The sequence below is a fragment of the Actinomadura sp. 6K520 genome (genome assembly GCF_004349245.1).
Lineage (GTDB): Bacteria > Actinomycetota > Actinomycetes > Streptosporangiales > Streptosporangiaceae > Spirillospora.
Map to the genome: position 1 here is coordinate 25,475 of NZ_SMLC01000059.1, position 14,905 is coordinate 40,379.

General features: G+C 70.9%; 12 protein-coding genes. 7 read left to right on the forward strand and 5 right to left on the reverse strand.

What is annotated here, in order from left to right:
* Nucleotides 1-133: 133 nt before the first annotated feature.
* Nucleotides 134-3,526: a S8 family serine peptidase gene (locus E1289_RS17640; protein ID WP_131981446.1), complete on the reverse strand. Its 3,393-nt coding sequence runs from the start codon at nucleotides 3,524-3,526 to the stop codon at nucleotides 134-136.
* A 291-nt stretch (nucleotides 3,527-3,817) separates the two neighbouring features.
* Between E1289_RS17640 and dnaK the strand changes: the two genes are divergently transcribed.
* The 7 genes from dnaK to E1289_RS17675 all read left to right on the forward strand — a co-directional run bounded on the left by dnaK (nucleotide 3,818) and on the right by E1289_RS17675 (nucleotide 12,572).
* The gene (gene dnaK, locus E1289_RS17645) at nucleotides 3,818-5,677 is read left to right on the forward strand and encodes a molecular chaperone DnaK (protein WP_131981448.1); all 1,860 of its coding nucleotides are present in this window, start codon (nucleotides 3,818-3,820) and stop codon (nucleotides 5,675-5,677) included.
* The gene (grpE, locus tag E1289_RS17650) at nucleotides 5,671-6,321 is read left to right on the forward strand and encodes a nucleotide exchange factor GrpE (protein ID WP_131981450.1); all 651 of its coding nucleotides are present in this window, start codon (nucleotides 5,671-5,673) and stop codon (nucleotides 6,319-6,321) included. Before dnaK ends, grpE begins: the two co-directional genes overlap by 7 nt.
* 140 nt (nucleotides 6,322-6,461) lie before the next feature.
* Nucleotides 6,462-7,634 carry a molecular chaperone DnaJ gene (gene dnaJ / locus E1289_RS17655; protein ID WP_131981452.1) on the forward strand — a complete coding sequence of 391 codons (1,173 nt, stop codon included), beginning with the start codon at nucleotides 6,462-6,464 and terminating at the stop codon, nucleotides 7,632-7,634.
* 50 nt (nucleotides 7,635-7,684) lie between these two features.
* Nucleotides 7,685-8,146 carry a helix-turn-helix transcriptional regulator gene (locus tag E1289_RS17660; protein WP_131981454.1) on the forward strand — a complete coding sequence of 154 codons (462 nt, stop codon included), beginning with the start codon at nucleotides 7,685-7,687 and terminating at the stop codon, nucleotides 8,144-8,146.
* 37 nt (nucleotides 8,147-8,183) lie between these two features.
* Nucleotides 8,184-10,781, forward strand: coding sequence for an ATP-dependent chaperone ClpB (clpB, locus tag E1289_RS17665; RefSeq protein ID WP_131981456.1), 2,598 nt, complete (start codon nucleotides 8,184-8,186; stop codon nucleotides 10,779-10,781).
* A 130-nt stretch (nucleotides 10,782-10,911) separates the two neighbouring features.
* Entirely contained in the window at nucleotides 10,912-11,823 is a 912-nt protein-coding gene (locus E1289_RS17670) for a DNA-processing protein DprA (RefSeq protein WP_165970524.1), read from the forward strand.
* A 17-nt stretch (nucleotides 11,824-11,840) separates the two neighbouring features.
* A complete protein-coding gene (locus tag E1289_RS17675; protein ID WP_131981460.1) occupies nucleotides 11,841-12,572 on the forward strand; it encodes an amidophosphoribosyltransferase in 732 nt (243 codons plus the stop codon).
* A gap of 125 nt (nucleotides 12,573-12,697) precedes the next feature.
* Here E1289_RS17675 and E1289_RS17680 read toward each other — a convergent pair whose 3' ends face one another.
* From E1289_RS17680 to E1289_RS17695, 4 genes are all read right to left on the reverse strand, one after another.
* Complete coding sequence (locus tag E1289_RS17680; RefSeq protein WP_131981462.1) at nucleotides 12,698-13,069, reverse strand: hypothetical protein; 372 nt, start codon at nucleotides 13,067-13,069, stop codon at nucleotides 12,698-12,700.
* A gap of 22 nt (nucleotides 13,070-13,091) precedes the next feature.
* A complete protein-coding gene (locus tag E1289_RS17685) occupies nucleotides 13,092-13,514 on the reverse strand; it encodes a roadblock/LC7 domain-containing protein (RefSeq protein ID WP_243712890.1) in 423 nt (140 codons plus the stop codon).
* Nucleotides 13,515-13,546: 32 nt separating this feature from the next.
* Nucleotides 13,547-14,185, reverse strand: coding sequence for a hypothetical protein (locus tag E1289_RS17690; RefSeq protein WP_131981464.1), 639 nt, complete (start codon nucleotides 14,183-14,185; stop codon nucleotides 13,547-13,549).
* A 68-nt stretch (nucleotides 14,186-14,253) separates the two neighbouring features.
* Nucleotides 14,254-14,634: a hypothetical protein gene (locus E1289_RS17695; protein ID WP_243712891.1), complete on the reverse strand. Its 381-nt coding sequence runs from the start codon at nucleotides 14,632-14,634 to the stop codon at nucleotides 14,254-14,256.
* Between the last annotated feature and the right edge of the window lie 271 nt (nucleotides 14,635-14,905).

Below are 14,905 nucleotides of genomic sequence, written 5' to 3' on the forward strand. Positions count from 1 at the left end.
TGGGCCCTTCGTGCGGGGGTGTCGTCACCCAGGTAGTGATCCGGGCCCGCCGCTTCTTACCGGGGCCCCCGAAGAACCTCGGTGAACGACCGAGGGCCGGCGTTCGTCCAGCTTCACACGCGAACGCCGTGAATCAGCGGATGGTGTAGGCGCGGATGATCCGCTGGTCGACGGTGCCGCCGTCCGCGTCGGACGCCTGGGCGCGGATCGACACCGACCGGCCCTCGGCGGCCGGCGGGAGCGGCGCGCTGAAACGGCCGTCGCCCAGCGGCTTCACCACGGCGGCCTGCCAGGTCCGGCCGTCGTCCAGGGACGTCCAGAAGCGCAGGCCAGTGATCCTGCCGGTGCCGGTGCCGGCGACGCGGGCGACCGTCAGGACGGCCGGCTCGCCCGTCGGGTGGTTGCGCAGGTCGAGGCCGAGGTCGTAGTCGACGGTCAGCAGCGGGACGCGGACGCTCCCCGTCCCGCGCGGCGCGGGCGAGCGGAACGTCCACGAGGTGGAGGTGCGGGTCGACACCGGCAGGATCGCCGACGCGTCGTTCTCGTACGTCAGCCGGAAGTCCGCGCGGCCGGACGGGAGGGTGAAGTCGCCGACCGGTCCCTCCTTCTCCCCGATCTTCTCGGCACCGGCGAACAGCGCGAGCTTCCCGTTGATCCCTTCCACACCGCAGTCGAACCCGTCCGGGCGGGTCTGCAGATCCACCAGGTGGACGTGCAGGTTGCCGCGCGTGCGGGTCGTCGGGGCGGGCGTGCAGGCGCTCGGCGACAGGCCGGTGCCGGAGTACGGGCCGGGACGCAGCGGCTGGCGCCCCCACGTGTGCTCGACACGCTGCCCCGGCCGGTACTCGCGGAACGTGCTCTGGTCGACCCACCCGTCAGGGACGCTCTTGGGGGCTCCCCACTCCATCCAGCCGACGCCTCCGCCGGTCGACACGTGGTCCGTACGGGTCGTCCCGGCGCGGGTCGCGTACGCGGGCTCGTCGAACAGCAGCAGGCCCTCGGAGGTGAGCCCGTAGCGCTTGTCGTCGATGAGTTCGTCGTCGTTCCCGCCGAACGCGGCGAACCGCTGGTCGACGCGCGCCATCGTCGCCTTCTCGGCGGCCGTGACGACGTGCGACGGGTCCGCGGGGATCTCGTCGCCGAGGGGACGCAGCACGTCGTAGAACCCCTCGGGTCCTCTGAGCCGGTGTGCCGTGTAGGCGCGGAACCCGCCGGTCTTGGGGGTGCCCATCGGCTGGAGCATCATGGGCGAGGTCTCGGCGTCGCCGGAGGTGACGAGCATCGACCACGTGCCCTGCCGCGTGGAGCGCAGGACGGCCGCGTAGTTCGAGAGCGCCCTGGTCTGGACGCCCTCGACCTTCAGCGTGGCCGGACGGGCCTTCGCGCCGTCGAGCGTGACGGTCGTGTCACGGTCGACGAGCACCTCGGGGGTTCCGGCGAGGGCGTACCGCCAGTCGGTCTCGCCGGTTCCGCCGTACTGGACGGATCCGACGACGGCGTACGGGCCCGCCGGGACGCGGATCTCGGTCGTGCCGTCCGCGACCTCGACCATCGAGTAGTGCTCGACGGTGTCGTGCAGGTTGTGCACGATCGCGTAGGCGTAGGTGTCCGCGGCGTCCGTTCCGGGCAGCGGGGTCGTCTTGACGGTGAGCGTGTGCGTCGGGGGTTCGACGTAGAAGGTGACCGGGGTGACGAGGCTCGCGCCGCCGCCCTTCGCGGTCACGACGGCCGTGTACAGGCCGGGACGCGAGGCGAGCTTCGAGGCGTCGATCTTCAGTTCGGCGGACGCGCCGCCGCCCGCCGGGACCTCGACGCGGGCGGGGACGCTCGCCGCGCCGCCCGCCGTGCGGCCCTGCCGGTCGACCACCTGGACGCTCAGCCCCAGGGTGGCGGGCCGCGAGGTGCTGGACGTCCAGGCGAGTTTCGCCGACAGTACGCCGTGGTCCGGGTACCGCGCGGTTCCGAGGTCCAGCACGCTCCGCGCGGACAGGACGGGTGCGGTCACGGCGTCGCCCACGTCGAGCCGTCCGGCGCCGCGCTCGTAGGCGTCGCCGCCGGTGGCGGGGTCGACGGTGCCGACGAGGGCGGCCTTGAGCCGTTCGGGCTTCCAGCCGGGGTGCTCGGCGGCGAGCAGCGCCGCCGCGCCCGCGACGTGCGGGGTCGCCATCGACGTGCCGGACATCCGCGTGTAGTTGGCGTCGACCGGCGTGCCGAGCCCGGTGCCCGCGGCGCGCGCGGCGACGATCTCGACGCCGGGCGCGACGATCTCCGGTTTGGCGGCGCGGCCGACCGGGCCGCGGCTGGAGAACTCCGCGAGCGCGTCGCGGGCGTCGACCGCGCCGACCGTGAGCGCGGCCTCGGCCGTGCCCGGCGAGCCGACCGACTGGATCACGCCGTCGTTGCCGGCGGCCACGACGAACAGCGTGCCGTGCTCGGCGGTGAGGGTGTTCAGCGCCACGGACAGCGGGTCGGTGCCGTCGGTGGGGTAACCGCCGAGACTCATGTTGACGACGTCGGCGCGGGACGCGGCCCATTCCATGCCGGCGATCACGCCGGAGTCGGTGCCGTAGCCCTCGTCGTCGAGGACCTTGCCGCTCAGCAGTTCCGCGTCCGGTGCGACGCCCCTGCGCTCCCCGGCCGCGGCGGCGCCGGTCCCGGCGATCGTCGCGGCGACGTGCGTGCCGTGGCCGACACGGTCCTCGGTGCCGGGCGACTCGGAGAAGTTCCGCTCCTCGGCGATCCGGCCCTTGAGGTCGGGGTGGCGGGTGTCGACGCCGGTGTCGAGGACGGCGACCTTCGTCCCCTTCCCGGTGTACCCGGCCTTCCACGCCGCCGGGGCGCCGATCTGGCGGAGGTTCCGGTCGAGCCGGGACCCGGCGGGAGCGGTGGGTGCGCCGGGGGCGGTGGGTGCGAAGCTCGCCTTGACCCTGCCGTCCAGCCAGATGCGCGGGATGCCGCCGGTGGCCCGGAGGGACGGGCCGCTCATCCCGGCGAGCGCGTCGCCGAGACCGCGGGCCTCGTCCCTGGGCTGCCGGACGGCGACGGCGCCGATGCTCGGCAGGTCCCGCGTCCTGTCGAGGCCCCCGCCGAGCGGCGCCGGGGAGCGGGCGCCCTGCTCCCGCTGGACGATCAGCGGCAGGCTCTCGCTGCGGGCGTCGTCGTAGCCCTGTGCGATCAAGGCGGTGACGTCGAACAGCTCGTGGTCGACGACCTTGCCGACCAGCGGCGCCACGTCGAGCGGGGTGACCACGACGTGGCCGTCCGGGCGGATCTCCTTGCGGAAGGCGCGCTTCTCGCGGCCGGGCGCGGGGGTCACCGAGACCATCGGCGCCCTGCCCTTGACCGTCCTGACCTCGACCACGTCGCCGGTCAGCAGGGTGACCTTCCAAGCCTTGCCCGAGGGCAGGCCGCCCGTCGGGGGCGGGGGCGGGGGCGGTCCGGCCTGGGCCGGCGCGGGCATCGCGGTGAGCGCGCCCGCCGCCAGCAGGATGCCGAGCAGGGCCCGGCACCGGTTTCGGGGGGTCATCGAGTTCCTCTCGTCACGGGGGATCACCCGAGGCGGGTGATCGACCTCATGGCGGGAGTGTCGATAGATCCCGTTTTCTTGCAGCCAGCCGGGAACCGGAATAGGTGGCTCAATCGTCCTGTTGTAGAGGACGTCAGCAAAGTTGAGTCCGCTCGACTCAAGTCATTTGACAACGAGGCACGGGCCGGGCAACCTTGCGGACAGCAACGAACCGGCCGCACCCCGGGGGCGACCGGGGGGCGTTCACAACCGGAAACGCGCTGAACACCGGAAACGACGGAGGACGAGAACATGGCACGTGCGGTCGGCATCGACCTCGGGACGACCAACTCGGTCGTCGCGATTCTGGAGGGCGGCGAGCCCACCGTCATCGCGAACGCGGAGGGGTCGCGGACCACGCCGTCCGTCGTCGCCTTCGCCAAGAACGGCGAAGTCCTGGTAGGCGAGGTCGCCAAGCGCCAGGCGGTGACCAACGTCGACCGGACGATCCGTTCGGTCAAGCGCGAGATGGGCACCGACTGGAAGACCACGATCGACGGCAAGGACTTCAACCCGCAGCAGATGAGCGCTTTCGTGCTGCAGAAGCTCAAGCGCGACGCTGAGGCGTACCTGGGCGAGACCGTCACCGACGCGGTCATCACCGTGCCCGCCTACTTCTCCGACCACCAGCGCCAGGCCACCAAGGAGGCCGGCCAGATCGCGGGGCTGAACGTCCTGCGCATCATCAACGAGCCGACCTCGGCTGCGCTGGCCTACCACCTGGAGAAGGAGAACGAGGCCACGATCCTTGTCTTCGACCTGGGCGGCGGCACGTTCGACGTGTCCCTGTTGGAGGTCGGCGACGGCGTGGTCGAGGTGAAGGCCACCAGCGGCGACAACCACCTGGGCGGCGACGACTGGGACGACAAGATCGTCCAGTGGCTGGTCGAGAAGTTCAAGAACGCCAACGGCGTCGACCTGGGCAAGGACAAGATGGCCCTCCAGCGGCTTCGCGAGGCCGCGGAGAAGGCGAAGATCGAGCTGTCCAGCTCGACCGAGACGCAGATCAACCTGCCCTACATCACCGCGTCGAGCGAGGGCCCGCTGCACCTGGACGAGAAGCTCAGCCGGGGCGAGTTCCAGCGGATGACCTCCGACCTGCTCGACCGGACCAAGGCGCCGTTCAACTCGGTGCTCAAGGACGCCGGCATCTCGGTGAACGAGATCAACCAGGTCGTCCTGGTCGGTGGCTCGACCCGGATGCCCGCGGTGTCCGACCTGGTCAAGGAGATGACCGGCAAGGAGCCCAACAAGGGCGTCAACCCGGACGAGGTCGTCGCGATCGGCGCCAGCCTCCAGGCCGGCGTGCTCAAGGGCGAGGTCAAGGACGTCCTGCTGCTGGACGTGACCCCGCTGAGCCTGGGCATCGAGACCAAGGGCGGCATCTTCACCAAGATCATCGAGCGGAACACCACGATCCCGACCAAGCGGTCGGAGACGTTCACCACCGCCGACGACAACCAGCCGTCCGTGGAGATCCAGGTCTACCAGGGCGAGCGCGAGATCGCGGCGTACAACAAGAAGCTCGGCACCTTCCAGCTCACCGGTCTGCCGCCGGCGCCGCGCGGCGTCCCGCAGATCGAGGTCACCTTCGACATCGACGCGAACGGCATCGTGAACGTCAGCGCGAAGGACCAGGGCACCGGCAAGGAGCAGTCGATGGTCATCACGGGCGGCAGCGCGCTGCCCAAGGACGACATCGACCGCATGATGCGCGACGCCGAGCAGTACGCCGAGGAGGACCGCAAGCGCAAGGAGGAGGCCGAGGTCCGCAACCAGGCCGACACCCTCGCGTACTCGACCGAGAAGTTCCTGCGGGAGAACGACGAGAAGGTCCCCGCGGAGCTGAAGACCGAGGTCAACGACGCGGTCGCCGAGGTGAAGAAGGCCCTGGAGGGCACCGACGTCGACGCCATCAAGACCAGCGCCGAGAAGCTCGCGCAGGTCAGCCAGAAGATGGGCGCCGCGATGTACGCGCAGAACCCCGAGGGCGCGCAGGCGGGCGGCGACGCCGGCCCGACGGCCGACGCCCAGGGCGGCGACCAGCAGGACGACGAGGTCGTCGACGCCGAGATCGTGGACGACGAGAAGCCGAAGGGTGATGCATCGTGACGTCCTCCCCTGACGAGGGCGAGGAGAAGGAGGGCCCGGTGATCCGCGACAAGCGGCGCATCGATCCCGAAACGGGGGAGGTCCGGGTGCAGGCGGCGGAGGAGTCGCCCGCCCCGGAGACCCCGGTGGACGAGGGCGCCGAGGGCGCCGAGGCCGCCGACGAGGAGGAGGTCACCGCGCTGAAGGGCCAGGTGGCGGAGAGAATCGCCGACCTCCAGAGACTGAAGGCCGAATACGACAACTACCGCAAGCGCGTCGAGCGCGACCGGGTCGCGGTCCGGGAGCAGGCCCTCGGGCAGGTGCTGTCCGAGCTGCTCCCGGTGCTGGACGACATCGGCCGTGCCCGCGAGCACGAAGAGCTCCAAGGCGGGTTCAAGTCCGTCGCCGAGAGCCTGGAGGCCATCACGGGCAAGCTCGGCCTGGAGCAGTACGGCGAGAAGGGCGAGCCCTTCGACCCGACCGTGCACGAGGCGCTCATGCACTCGCTGTCACCCGACGTGACCGAGACGAGTGTCATGGACGTCCTCCAGCCGGGTTACCGCATCGGCGAGCGGGTCCTGCGGCCCGCGCGCGTGGCGGTGGCCGATCCCGACCCGGACGCCGGCGGCGAGAGCGGCGGCGACGCGGGCGGCGACGGCGAGTGATCCCCGGCCCCGCGCCGAGGGATCTGGGGGTACGCCCCCCGGAAGGACCCGGTGCCCCGTCCCGGCCGGCACGGCCGGGACGGGACCACCGGGGCACGTGAAGACATGTGGCAAGTGGCGATAGCAGAAGGCGGGGCGCCGTGAGCACCAAGGACTACCTGGAGAAGGACTACTACAAGGTCCTGGGTGTCGCGAAGACGGCCTCGCAGGAGGAGATCAAGAAGTCGTACCGGAAGCTGGCGCGCAAGTACCACCCGGACGCGAACAAGGGCGACGCCGAGGCCGAGGACCGCTTCAAGGAGGTCTCCGAGGCGTACGACGTCCTCTCGGACGAGAAGCGCCGCAAGGAGTACGACGCGGTGCGGTCCATGCCGGGCGGCTTCCGCGGCCAGCAGGGCGGCGGCGGCTTCCCGTTCGACCTCGGCGACCTGTTCGGCCAGACCGGGGGCGGACCCCAGACCGGCGGCACCGGGGAGCGCATCGGCGACCTGTTCGGCGGGCTGTTCGGCCGCGGCGGCGGGCGCACCACCACCGGGACGACGCGGCGCGCCCGGCGCGGCGCGGACGTCGAGACCGAGGTGACGCTGTCGTTCGGCCGCTCGATGAACGGCGTGACCGTGCCGATCAAGCTGACCAGCGAGGCCGCCTGCAACGCGTGCCGCGGGACCGGCGCCAAGGCCGGCACCGTGCCGCGGGTCTGCCCGAACTGCGAGGGCACCGGCCACGAGACCCGCAACCTGGGCAACTTCGGCTTCCAGGAGCCGTGCAAGGACTGCCACGGGCGGGGCCTCGTCGTCGACGACCCGTGCCCGATCTGCCACGGCAGCGGCCGCGCCACGGGCACCCGCACGATCCAGGCGCGGATCCCGGCGGGCGTCGCCGACGGCCAGAAGATCCGGCTGAAGGGCAAGGGCGCGCCGGGCGAGAACGGCGGCCCGCAAGGCGACCTGTACGTCAACATCAAGGTGCTCCCGCACAAGGTGTTCGGCCGCAGCGGCGACAACCTCACGCTGAGCGTCCCGGTGACGTTCCCGGAGGCGGCGCTGGGCGCGGAGATCCGGGTGCCGACGTTCCAGGGCCAGCCGGTGACGCTGCGCCTGCCGGAGGGCACCCCGAACGGCCGCACGTTCCGCGTGAAGGGCCGCGGCGCCCCCCGGCGCGACGGCACCAAGGGCGACCTGCTCGTCACCGTCGACGTCCAGGTCCCGCAGAAGCTCGACGACCAGACGCGGGAGGCGCTCGCACGGCTGCGCGAGACGAGCTCCGGCGACGACCTCCGCGCGGATCTCCTCCAGCAGGCCAAGCAGGAGTGACGACATGAGCGGGCGCGTTGTCTCCCGGGTGCGGGTGAACGGAGTGGGCCATGAATTCTGATCCGTTCGGTGACGACACTCCGGTCTACGTGATCTCGGTGGCGGCGCAGCTGTCCGGGCTGCATCCGCAGACGCTGCGGACCTACGACCGGATGGGCCTCGTGTCCCCGGGCCGGACGGCGGGCCGGGGCCGCCGCTACTCGATGCGCGACATCGTGATGCTCCGCGAGATCCAGCGGCTCTCGCAGGAGGAGGGCATCAACCTGTCCGGTATCAAGCACATCCTGGAGCTGCAGCGCGACAACGCGCGGCTCCGGGAGGAGCTCGCGAAGGCGCACGCGGCGCTGGAGGAGCTCGCCATGGAACTCGAATCGACCCGTTCCGTCGCGGCCCGGCTGGCGCAGCAGCGCCGGCGGCAGGGGGAACGGGGCGGCACGCCCGGGTCCGACCTGGTGCCCATCAGGCAGACGAGCGTCGTGGTCTGGCACGAACGCGACCGGGACCAAGGCTGAAAATCACGGCGTCTCACTTCACGGGGGCTGGGGACACATGGACTACAAACTGACGCAGAAGAGCCAGGAAGCGGTGTCGGTCGCGGTCCGGCGGGCCGCGGCGGAGGGACACCCCGAGGTGGAGCCGCAGCACCTGCTGGTGGCGCTGATCGGGCTGACGGACGGGACGGCCGTCCCGCTGCTGGAGGCCGTCGGCGCGGACTGGCAGGCCATCAGGCGGCAGGCCGAGGAGCAGCTCGCGGCCAAGCCGAAGGCGCAGGGCTCGACGGTCGCGACGCCGCGCCTGTCGGGGCAGCTCCAGCGGTCGGTCAACACCGCGGGGCACCGCGCGGAGCAGCTTGAGGACGACTACGTCTCGACCGAGCACCTGCTGGTCGGGCTGGCGGCCGACGGCGGCCCGGTCGCGGGCCTGCTGAAGGAGTTCGGCGCGACGCCGCAGGCGCTGCTGGACGCGTTCGAGAAGGTGCGCGGGCACGCCCGCGTCACCAGCGAGAACCCCGAGGGCACCTACCAGTCGCTGGAGAAGTACGGCGTCGACCTGACGGCCGCGGCCCGCGACGGCCGGCTCGACCCGGTGATCGGGCGCGACTCGGAGATCCGCCGGGTCGTGCAGGTGCTGTCGCGGCGGACGAAGAACAACCCGGTGCTCATCGGTGAGCCCGGCGTCGGCAAGACCGCCGTGGTGGAGGGCCTGGCGCAGCGCATCGTCGCGGGGGACGTCCCCGAGTCGCTGCGCGGCAAGCGCCTCGTGTCGCTCGACCTCGGCGCGATGGTCGCGGGCGCGAAGTACCGCGGCGAGTTCGAGGAGCGGCTGAAGGCCGTCCTGACCGAGATCAAGGAGAGCGAGGGGCAGGTCGTCACGTTCATCGACGAGCTGCACACCGTTGTCGGGGCGGGCGCGGCCGAGGGCGCGATGGACGCCGGCAACATGCTCAAGCCGATGCTGGCCCGCGGCGAGCTGCGGATGATCGGCGCGACGACGCTGGACGAGTACCGCGAGCGGATCGAGAAGGACGCGGCGCTGGAGCGCCGGTTCCAGCAGGTCTTCGTCGGCGAGCCGTCCGTGGCGGACACGATCGCGATCCTGCGCGGGCTGAAGGGCCGCTACGAGGCGCACCACAAGGTGCAGATCAACGACTCGGCGATGGTGGCGGCGGCGACGCTGTCCGACCGCTACATCACGTCCCGGTACCTGCCGGACAAGGCGATCGACCTGGTGGACGAGGCCGCGTCCCGGCTGCGCATGGAGATCGACTCCCGGCCCGTCGAGATCGACGAGCTGCAGCGCACCGTCGACCGCCTCAAGATGGAGGAGATGAACCTCTCCAAGGAGACCGACGAGGCGTCGCGGCAGCGGCTCGACCGGCTCCGCGCCGACCTGGCCGACAAGCAGGAGCACCTGACCGGGCTCGTCGCGCGCTGGGACAAGGAGAAGGCGAGCCTGAACCGCGTCGGCGAGATCAAGGAGCGGATCGACCAGCTGCGCGGCGAGGCGGAGCGCGCCCAGCGCGACGGCGACCTGGAGACGTCCGCGCGGCTCACCTACGGCGAGATCCCGGCGCTGGAGAAGCAGCTGGAGGAGGCGTCGGAGGCCGCCGAGAACCGCGACGCGATGGTCAAGGAGGAGGTCGGCCCCGACGACGTCGCCGACGTGGTCGCGCTGTGGACGGGCATACCGGCCGGTCGGCTGCTCGAAGGCGAGACGGCGAAGCTGCTGCGGATGGAGGAGGATCTCGGCAGGCGCCTGATCGGGCAGTCCGCCGCCGTCCGCACGGTGTCGGACGCGGTCCGCCGCGCCCGCGCGGGCATCTCCGACCCCGACCGCCCGACGGGCTCGTTCCTGTTCCTCGGCCCGACCGGCGTCGGCAAGACGGAGCTGGCGAAGGCGCTCGCGGAGTTCCTGTTCGACGACGAGCGGGCGATGACCCGCATCGACATGAGCGAGTACTCCGAGAAGCACAGCGTGGCGCGGCTGGTCGGCGCCCCGCCCGGCTACGTCGGCTACGAGGAGGGCGGGCAGCTCACCGAGGCCGTCCGGCGCCGCCCGTACTCGGCGGTCCTGCTGGACGAGGTGGAGAAGGCGCACCCCGAGGTCTTCGACATCCTCCTTCAGGTCCTCGACGACGGCCGCCTCACCGACGGCCAGGGCCGCACGGTCGACTTCCGCAACACGATCCTGATCCTCACGTCCAACATCGGTTCGCAGTTCCTGGTCGACCCGACGCTGGAGAACGGCGCGAAGCGCGAGGCGGTCTGGAACGCGGTGCGGAGCTCGTTCAAGCCGGAGTTCCTCAACCGCCTGGACGACGTGATCCTGTTCGACGCGCTGTCCACCGCCGAGCTGACGAAGATCGTGGACCTGCAGGTCGACCAGCTGGCCGGGCGCCTCGCGGAGCGACAGCTCACGCTCAAGGTGACCGACGCGGCCCGCGAGTGGCTGGCGCTGACCGGCTACGACCCGCTGTACGGGGCACGTCCGCTGCGCCGCCTCGTCCAGACGGCCATCGGCGACCAGCTCGCCCGCGAGCTCCTCTCCGGCGAGGTCCGCGACGGCGACGAGGTGGTCGTCGACCTGGACGAGCCCGCCGACAAACTGACCGTCCAACCCGCCCGCGGCCTGACCCTCACCAAGTAGCCGCCACCGGCCGCCCGGCCCGCCCGGGCGGCCCCGCAGCTCCTGTCGGCTCGGCATGAGATGATCGAACAGAGATTCGAGTCGGCGCCGGAGTGTGGAGATGTCAAGGTCACCCTCGTACTCTGACGGCATGGACACTGTCAGCCCTGAGGAGAGAGCCGCCCTGGTGGCGCTGCTCCAGGTCCGTCCCCGGGGCATGGGCTGGGGTGAGATCACAGGCGAGGTGGTCGAGGCGGGCAGCGCCCTCGACGTCTGGCACCGGCTCGTGCCCCCCGCCCTGGTCCACCCACCGGGAGAGGTCGATCCCCTGGAGGCGGCCTCCCGTGACATCCAGAGCTGGACGGACCAGGGGCACACGGTGCTCACCATTCTCGATGGCCACTATCCGGAGCGGCTGCGAGCGGTGCACCAGGCTCCACCGATCCTCTTCGCACGCGGATCACTCGTGCCCGGCGACAGGGCCGTATCAGTCGTCGGATCCCGCGCCGCGTCAGATCGCGGGCTGGACATCGCCACGAGTGTCGCCCGTGAGCTGGTCTCCCGGAATATCACTGTCGTAGCGGGGCTTGCGGTGGGCATCGACACCGCCGCCCACCGGGCAGCCCTGGACGCGGGCGGACGTACGGTGGCCTTCATAGCAACGGGCATCAACAAGGTCTACCCGGCCGCCAACCGCGACCTGCATCAGGAGATCTCCACGCACGGCCTCCTGTTCTCGCAGTTCTGGCCCGACGCACCTCCGCAGAAGCGTAATTTCCTGATGCGGAATGCCACCATGTCCGGCTACGGAATGGCGACGGTCGTCGTGGAGGCAGGGGAGCACAGCGGTGCCCGCGCCCAGGCCCGCATGGCGGTCGAACACGGCCGCCCGGTCATTCTGACGGATCTGGTGGTCGGGAAGAACGCCTGGGCTCAGGCTCTCGTCAACCGACCCGGCGTCCATGTGGCGAGTAGCCTCCAGCAGGTACTCGCAGTCGTCGGTGGCCTGCTGAGCGAGGAGTCCATCATAGACGCCGATCTGCGTCGGCTGGTCTCGACGTGAGAATGATGGAGCCCGACTTGGAGAAGCGCTTGAGCGCGGCTCTGGTCGCCTCCGCCGGAGGATTTCTCCGCAACCCGATACGACGAGACCACGTGACATGCGCGGTGTGCACAACTCCGATTGAGGAGCGGTACTCGCTCTGCTTCCCCTGCAAGCAGCATCGCCTGCACATCGGAACCGCTGACATCGTCGCGCCCGTCACTTATGCGGTCGCGTTACAGCAGTCGGGTTACATCATGCGCGGCTACAAAGCCAGACCTCGCGTCGATGCGCACTATCGCCTGGTAGGCATGCTCACGGTCCTGGCTTTATCGAAGCACGGTGCCTGCGCAGGAATGATTGCCGGCTGCCCGGTCACCCACTGGGCATCCATACCATCGCTGCCAGCACGGCCAGGAGAGCATCCCTTCCACCGCATTGTCAGCGGGTCGGCCCCGGGGGTCGAGGTGAAGCTCAGCGCTGCGGTGAGGCCCTCGGACGCGCGTGCGGTCAGTGCGAACCATTTCACCGCGGGGGTGACATTGCCTCCGAGGTCGCACGTACTGCTCTTGGACGATACCTGGGCCAGAGGGGGGCACGCCCAGTCGGCGGCCTTGTCGTTGCGACGTGCGGGCGCCGAAAGGGTGTCGACTCTGGTGGCAGCCCGCTGGATCAAAAGGAACTACGCGGACAACGCCCGATTTCTGGACGGGCTCCCGGACTACGACCCGGACGTCTGCCCATGGACCGGCGGCACCTGCCCGACCTGACGGCGACTGGAGCACCCGCACTCCACCCGCGAATCCGCACCCCCGCAGGAACAAACCTCCTACCGTCATGCCGGACAAACCTGTGCCCGCCGTCCCCTGGTGGGGGGCGGCGGGCGTTGGCCGTGTCAGACCTCCAGGTTCTCCTCGATGTCGCGGAGGCGGTGGCGGGCCAGGGCGAGGTTGGCGCGGGCGCGGTCGAGCGCCATGTAGAGGAACAGGCCCTTGCCCTTGCGTCCGGTCACCGGGCGGATGATGTGGTACTGGCTGGAGATGCTGATGAGGATGTCCTCGATCTCCTCCTTGATGGCGAGCTGCTCCATGGTGCGGAGCTTCGCCCGGACGACCTCGGTGTTCCCGGCCGCCGCGACCTGCAGGTCGAGGGCCTTGGAGCTGCCGAGCTGGCCGAGGGCCATCCCGCTGTTGTAGTCGACGACGGCCACGCCGATCGCCCCGTCGATGGACATCATGTCCTTCAGCGCGAGATCCAGGTTGGACATGCGTGCTCCCCTTCCGTGGTTGTCATGTGCGGTGGTTCGTGGTGCGCGGTCCTGCGAGGTGCGCGGCGATGGCGCGGGCGGTGGGCCGGGACTCCAGGTGGAGCCGCCCGACGTTCACGGCCGGGCCGGCGAGGACGGTGAGGGACGCGGTCGGCCCCGCGGCGTAGATCACGACGTAGCCGTCCACGCCGCGGATCACGACCTCGTGGAACGCGCCGCCGTGCGCGGTCTGCGCGATGCGGTGCGCGAGCGACAGGCCGGTCGCGGTCACGGCCGCCATGCCGGACGGTTCGACGGACCCGGGAAGGTCCTGCGCGATGAGCAGCCCGTCCGCCGACGCGACCAGGGTTCCGGTGAGCTGCGGGATGCGGGCCCGCAGCGTCCTCAGCTCGGCCGTCACCTCGGCCTCCGGCAGCCGCACCGCCGGCGCCGCTCGTTTCGCCACCTTCGTCAGCCTTTCGATCAGTGTCCACACGGTCAGCCGAGTTCCACGAGCGCCGTCCGGAGCCGGGTGAGCAGGTCGTGGTCGGCGGGCGCCCACTCGGCCGGGAGCTCCGGCCGCGGCACCGGCCCGGGTCGCGGGGGCCCCGTCCGCAGCAGCGACGCGGCGGCGAGCCCGCGGACGGCGAGGAGGCAGGCGAACGCCGTCCGCCCGAGGTCCCGCGCCAGCCGCGCCGGCGGCCGCGTCCCGTCGGCGTTGAGGAGGATCTCCGCCTGGAGGCCGGTCAGGATGACGCGCTGCCGCCGGACGCGCCGGACGGGCTCGACCGGCGCGACGTCCACGGCCCCGTCCGGCCAGGCGGCGTCGAGCAGCCCGCGCCGCCTGCGCTGCTCGTGCACGAGCGTCGCCACGGTGATCTCCGGGGACGTCCCGGCCACCGGCTCCTCGGTGAAGACCGGTTCGGCGTCCGAGCCGAGCAGAAAATAGGCGGCGTCGAACAGCGAAAGCAGCGCCGCCAGTTCGGGATCGTGCCCACCGGCGCCGGGCGCGTGGCGGCTTTCGGCACCGGTGACGAGCCCGCGGCGGATATGGAACGCACCCTCCGCTCCGACCCGGAGTGAGCCGGTGAGGCGCGCACGCTCCAGCGAACCGAGGACTTCTGGAATATCCGCCACGTCAGCCGTCCGTCATGTCATCTTCGTCATTTCAGTCCCGTCATCTCGGCTCGGTCATCTCGGCTCCGTCATCTCGGCTCTGTCATCTCATCGATGAGGCCCCGCATCCGCAGCCGGGCGAGCGCCAGATTCCCCTTTTCCCGGTCCAGCAGCAAATGGACGAACAGATGGCCGTCGAGGTCCGCTCCGGTGAGGGCCAGAAGGTGATATCCGTCCGTACCGCAGACCATGATCTCCTCGACGTCGTCGCCGGCCGCGGTGGCGCTGAGCGCGGGCGAGGTCAGCACGGCCCGCACCACGTCGGTCGCGCCGGCGGCGTCCTCGTGCTGGTCGACGAGGTCCTCCCGGCCCGCGGCCGCCACGGCGAGCCCGCTGGCACAGTCGACCAGCGTGACCCGCTGCGCGCCCGGGATCGCCATCATCCGCGCAAGGCAGTCGTCAATGCGCACGCCCATTCCCCCACCGAATGAGAGTTGCAGGAACTCGACCTTAGACCGAGCTTTGCCCCACGCAAGGCCAATCAGTTGAATTCCCGTGACTCCCATCGACCGGGACATAAATACCGGCAAGTATGCATACCGGTCAGGCGGCCGATTCACCGTTCCGGGCCAGAAATCCGGCGCCCCAACCGCTCCCTTTCGGACGCAACCGCAACGAGCCCCTCGTACCCGCCCAAAACTCCACAAGGTCGGTAGGCGGGCAGGGGCTACGGCTACGGGG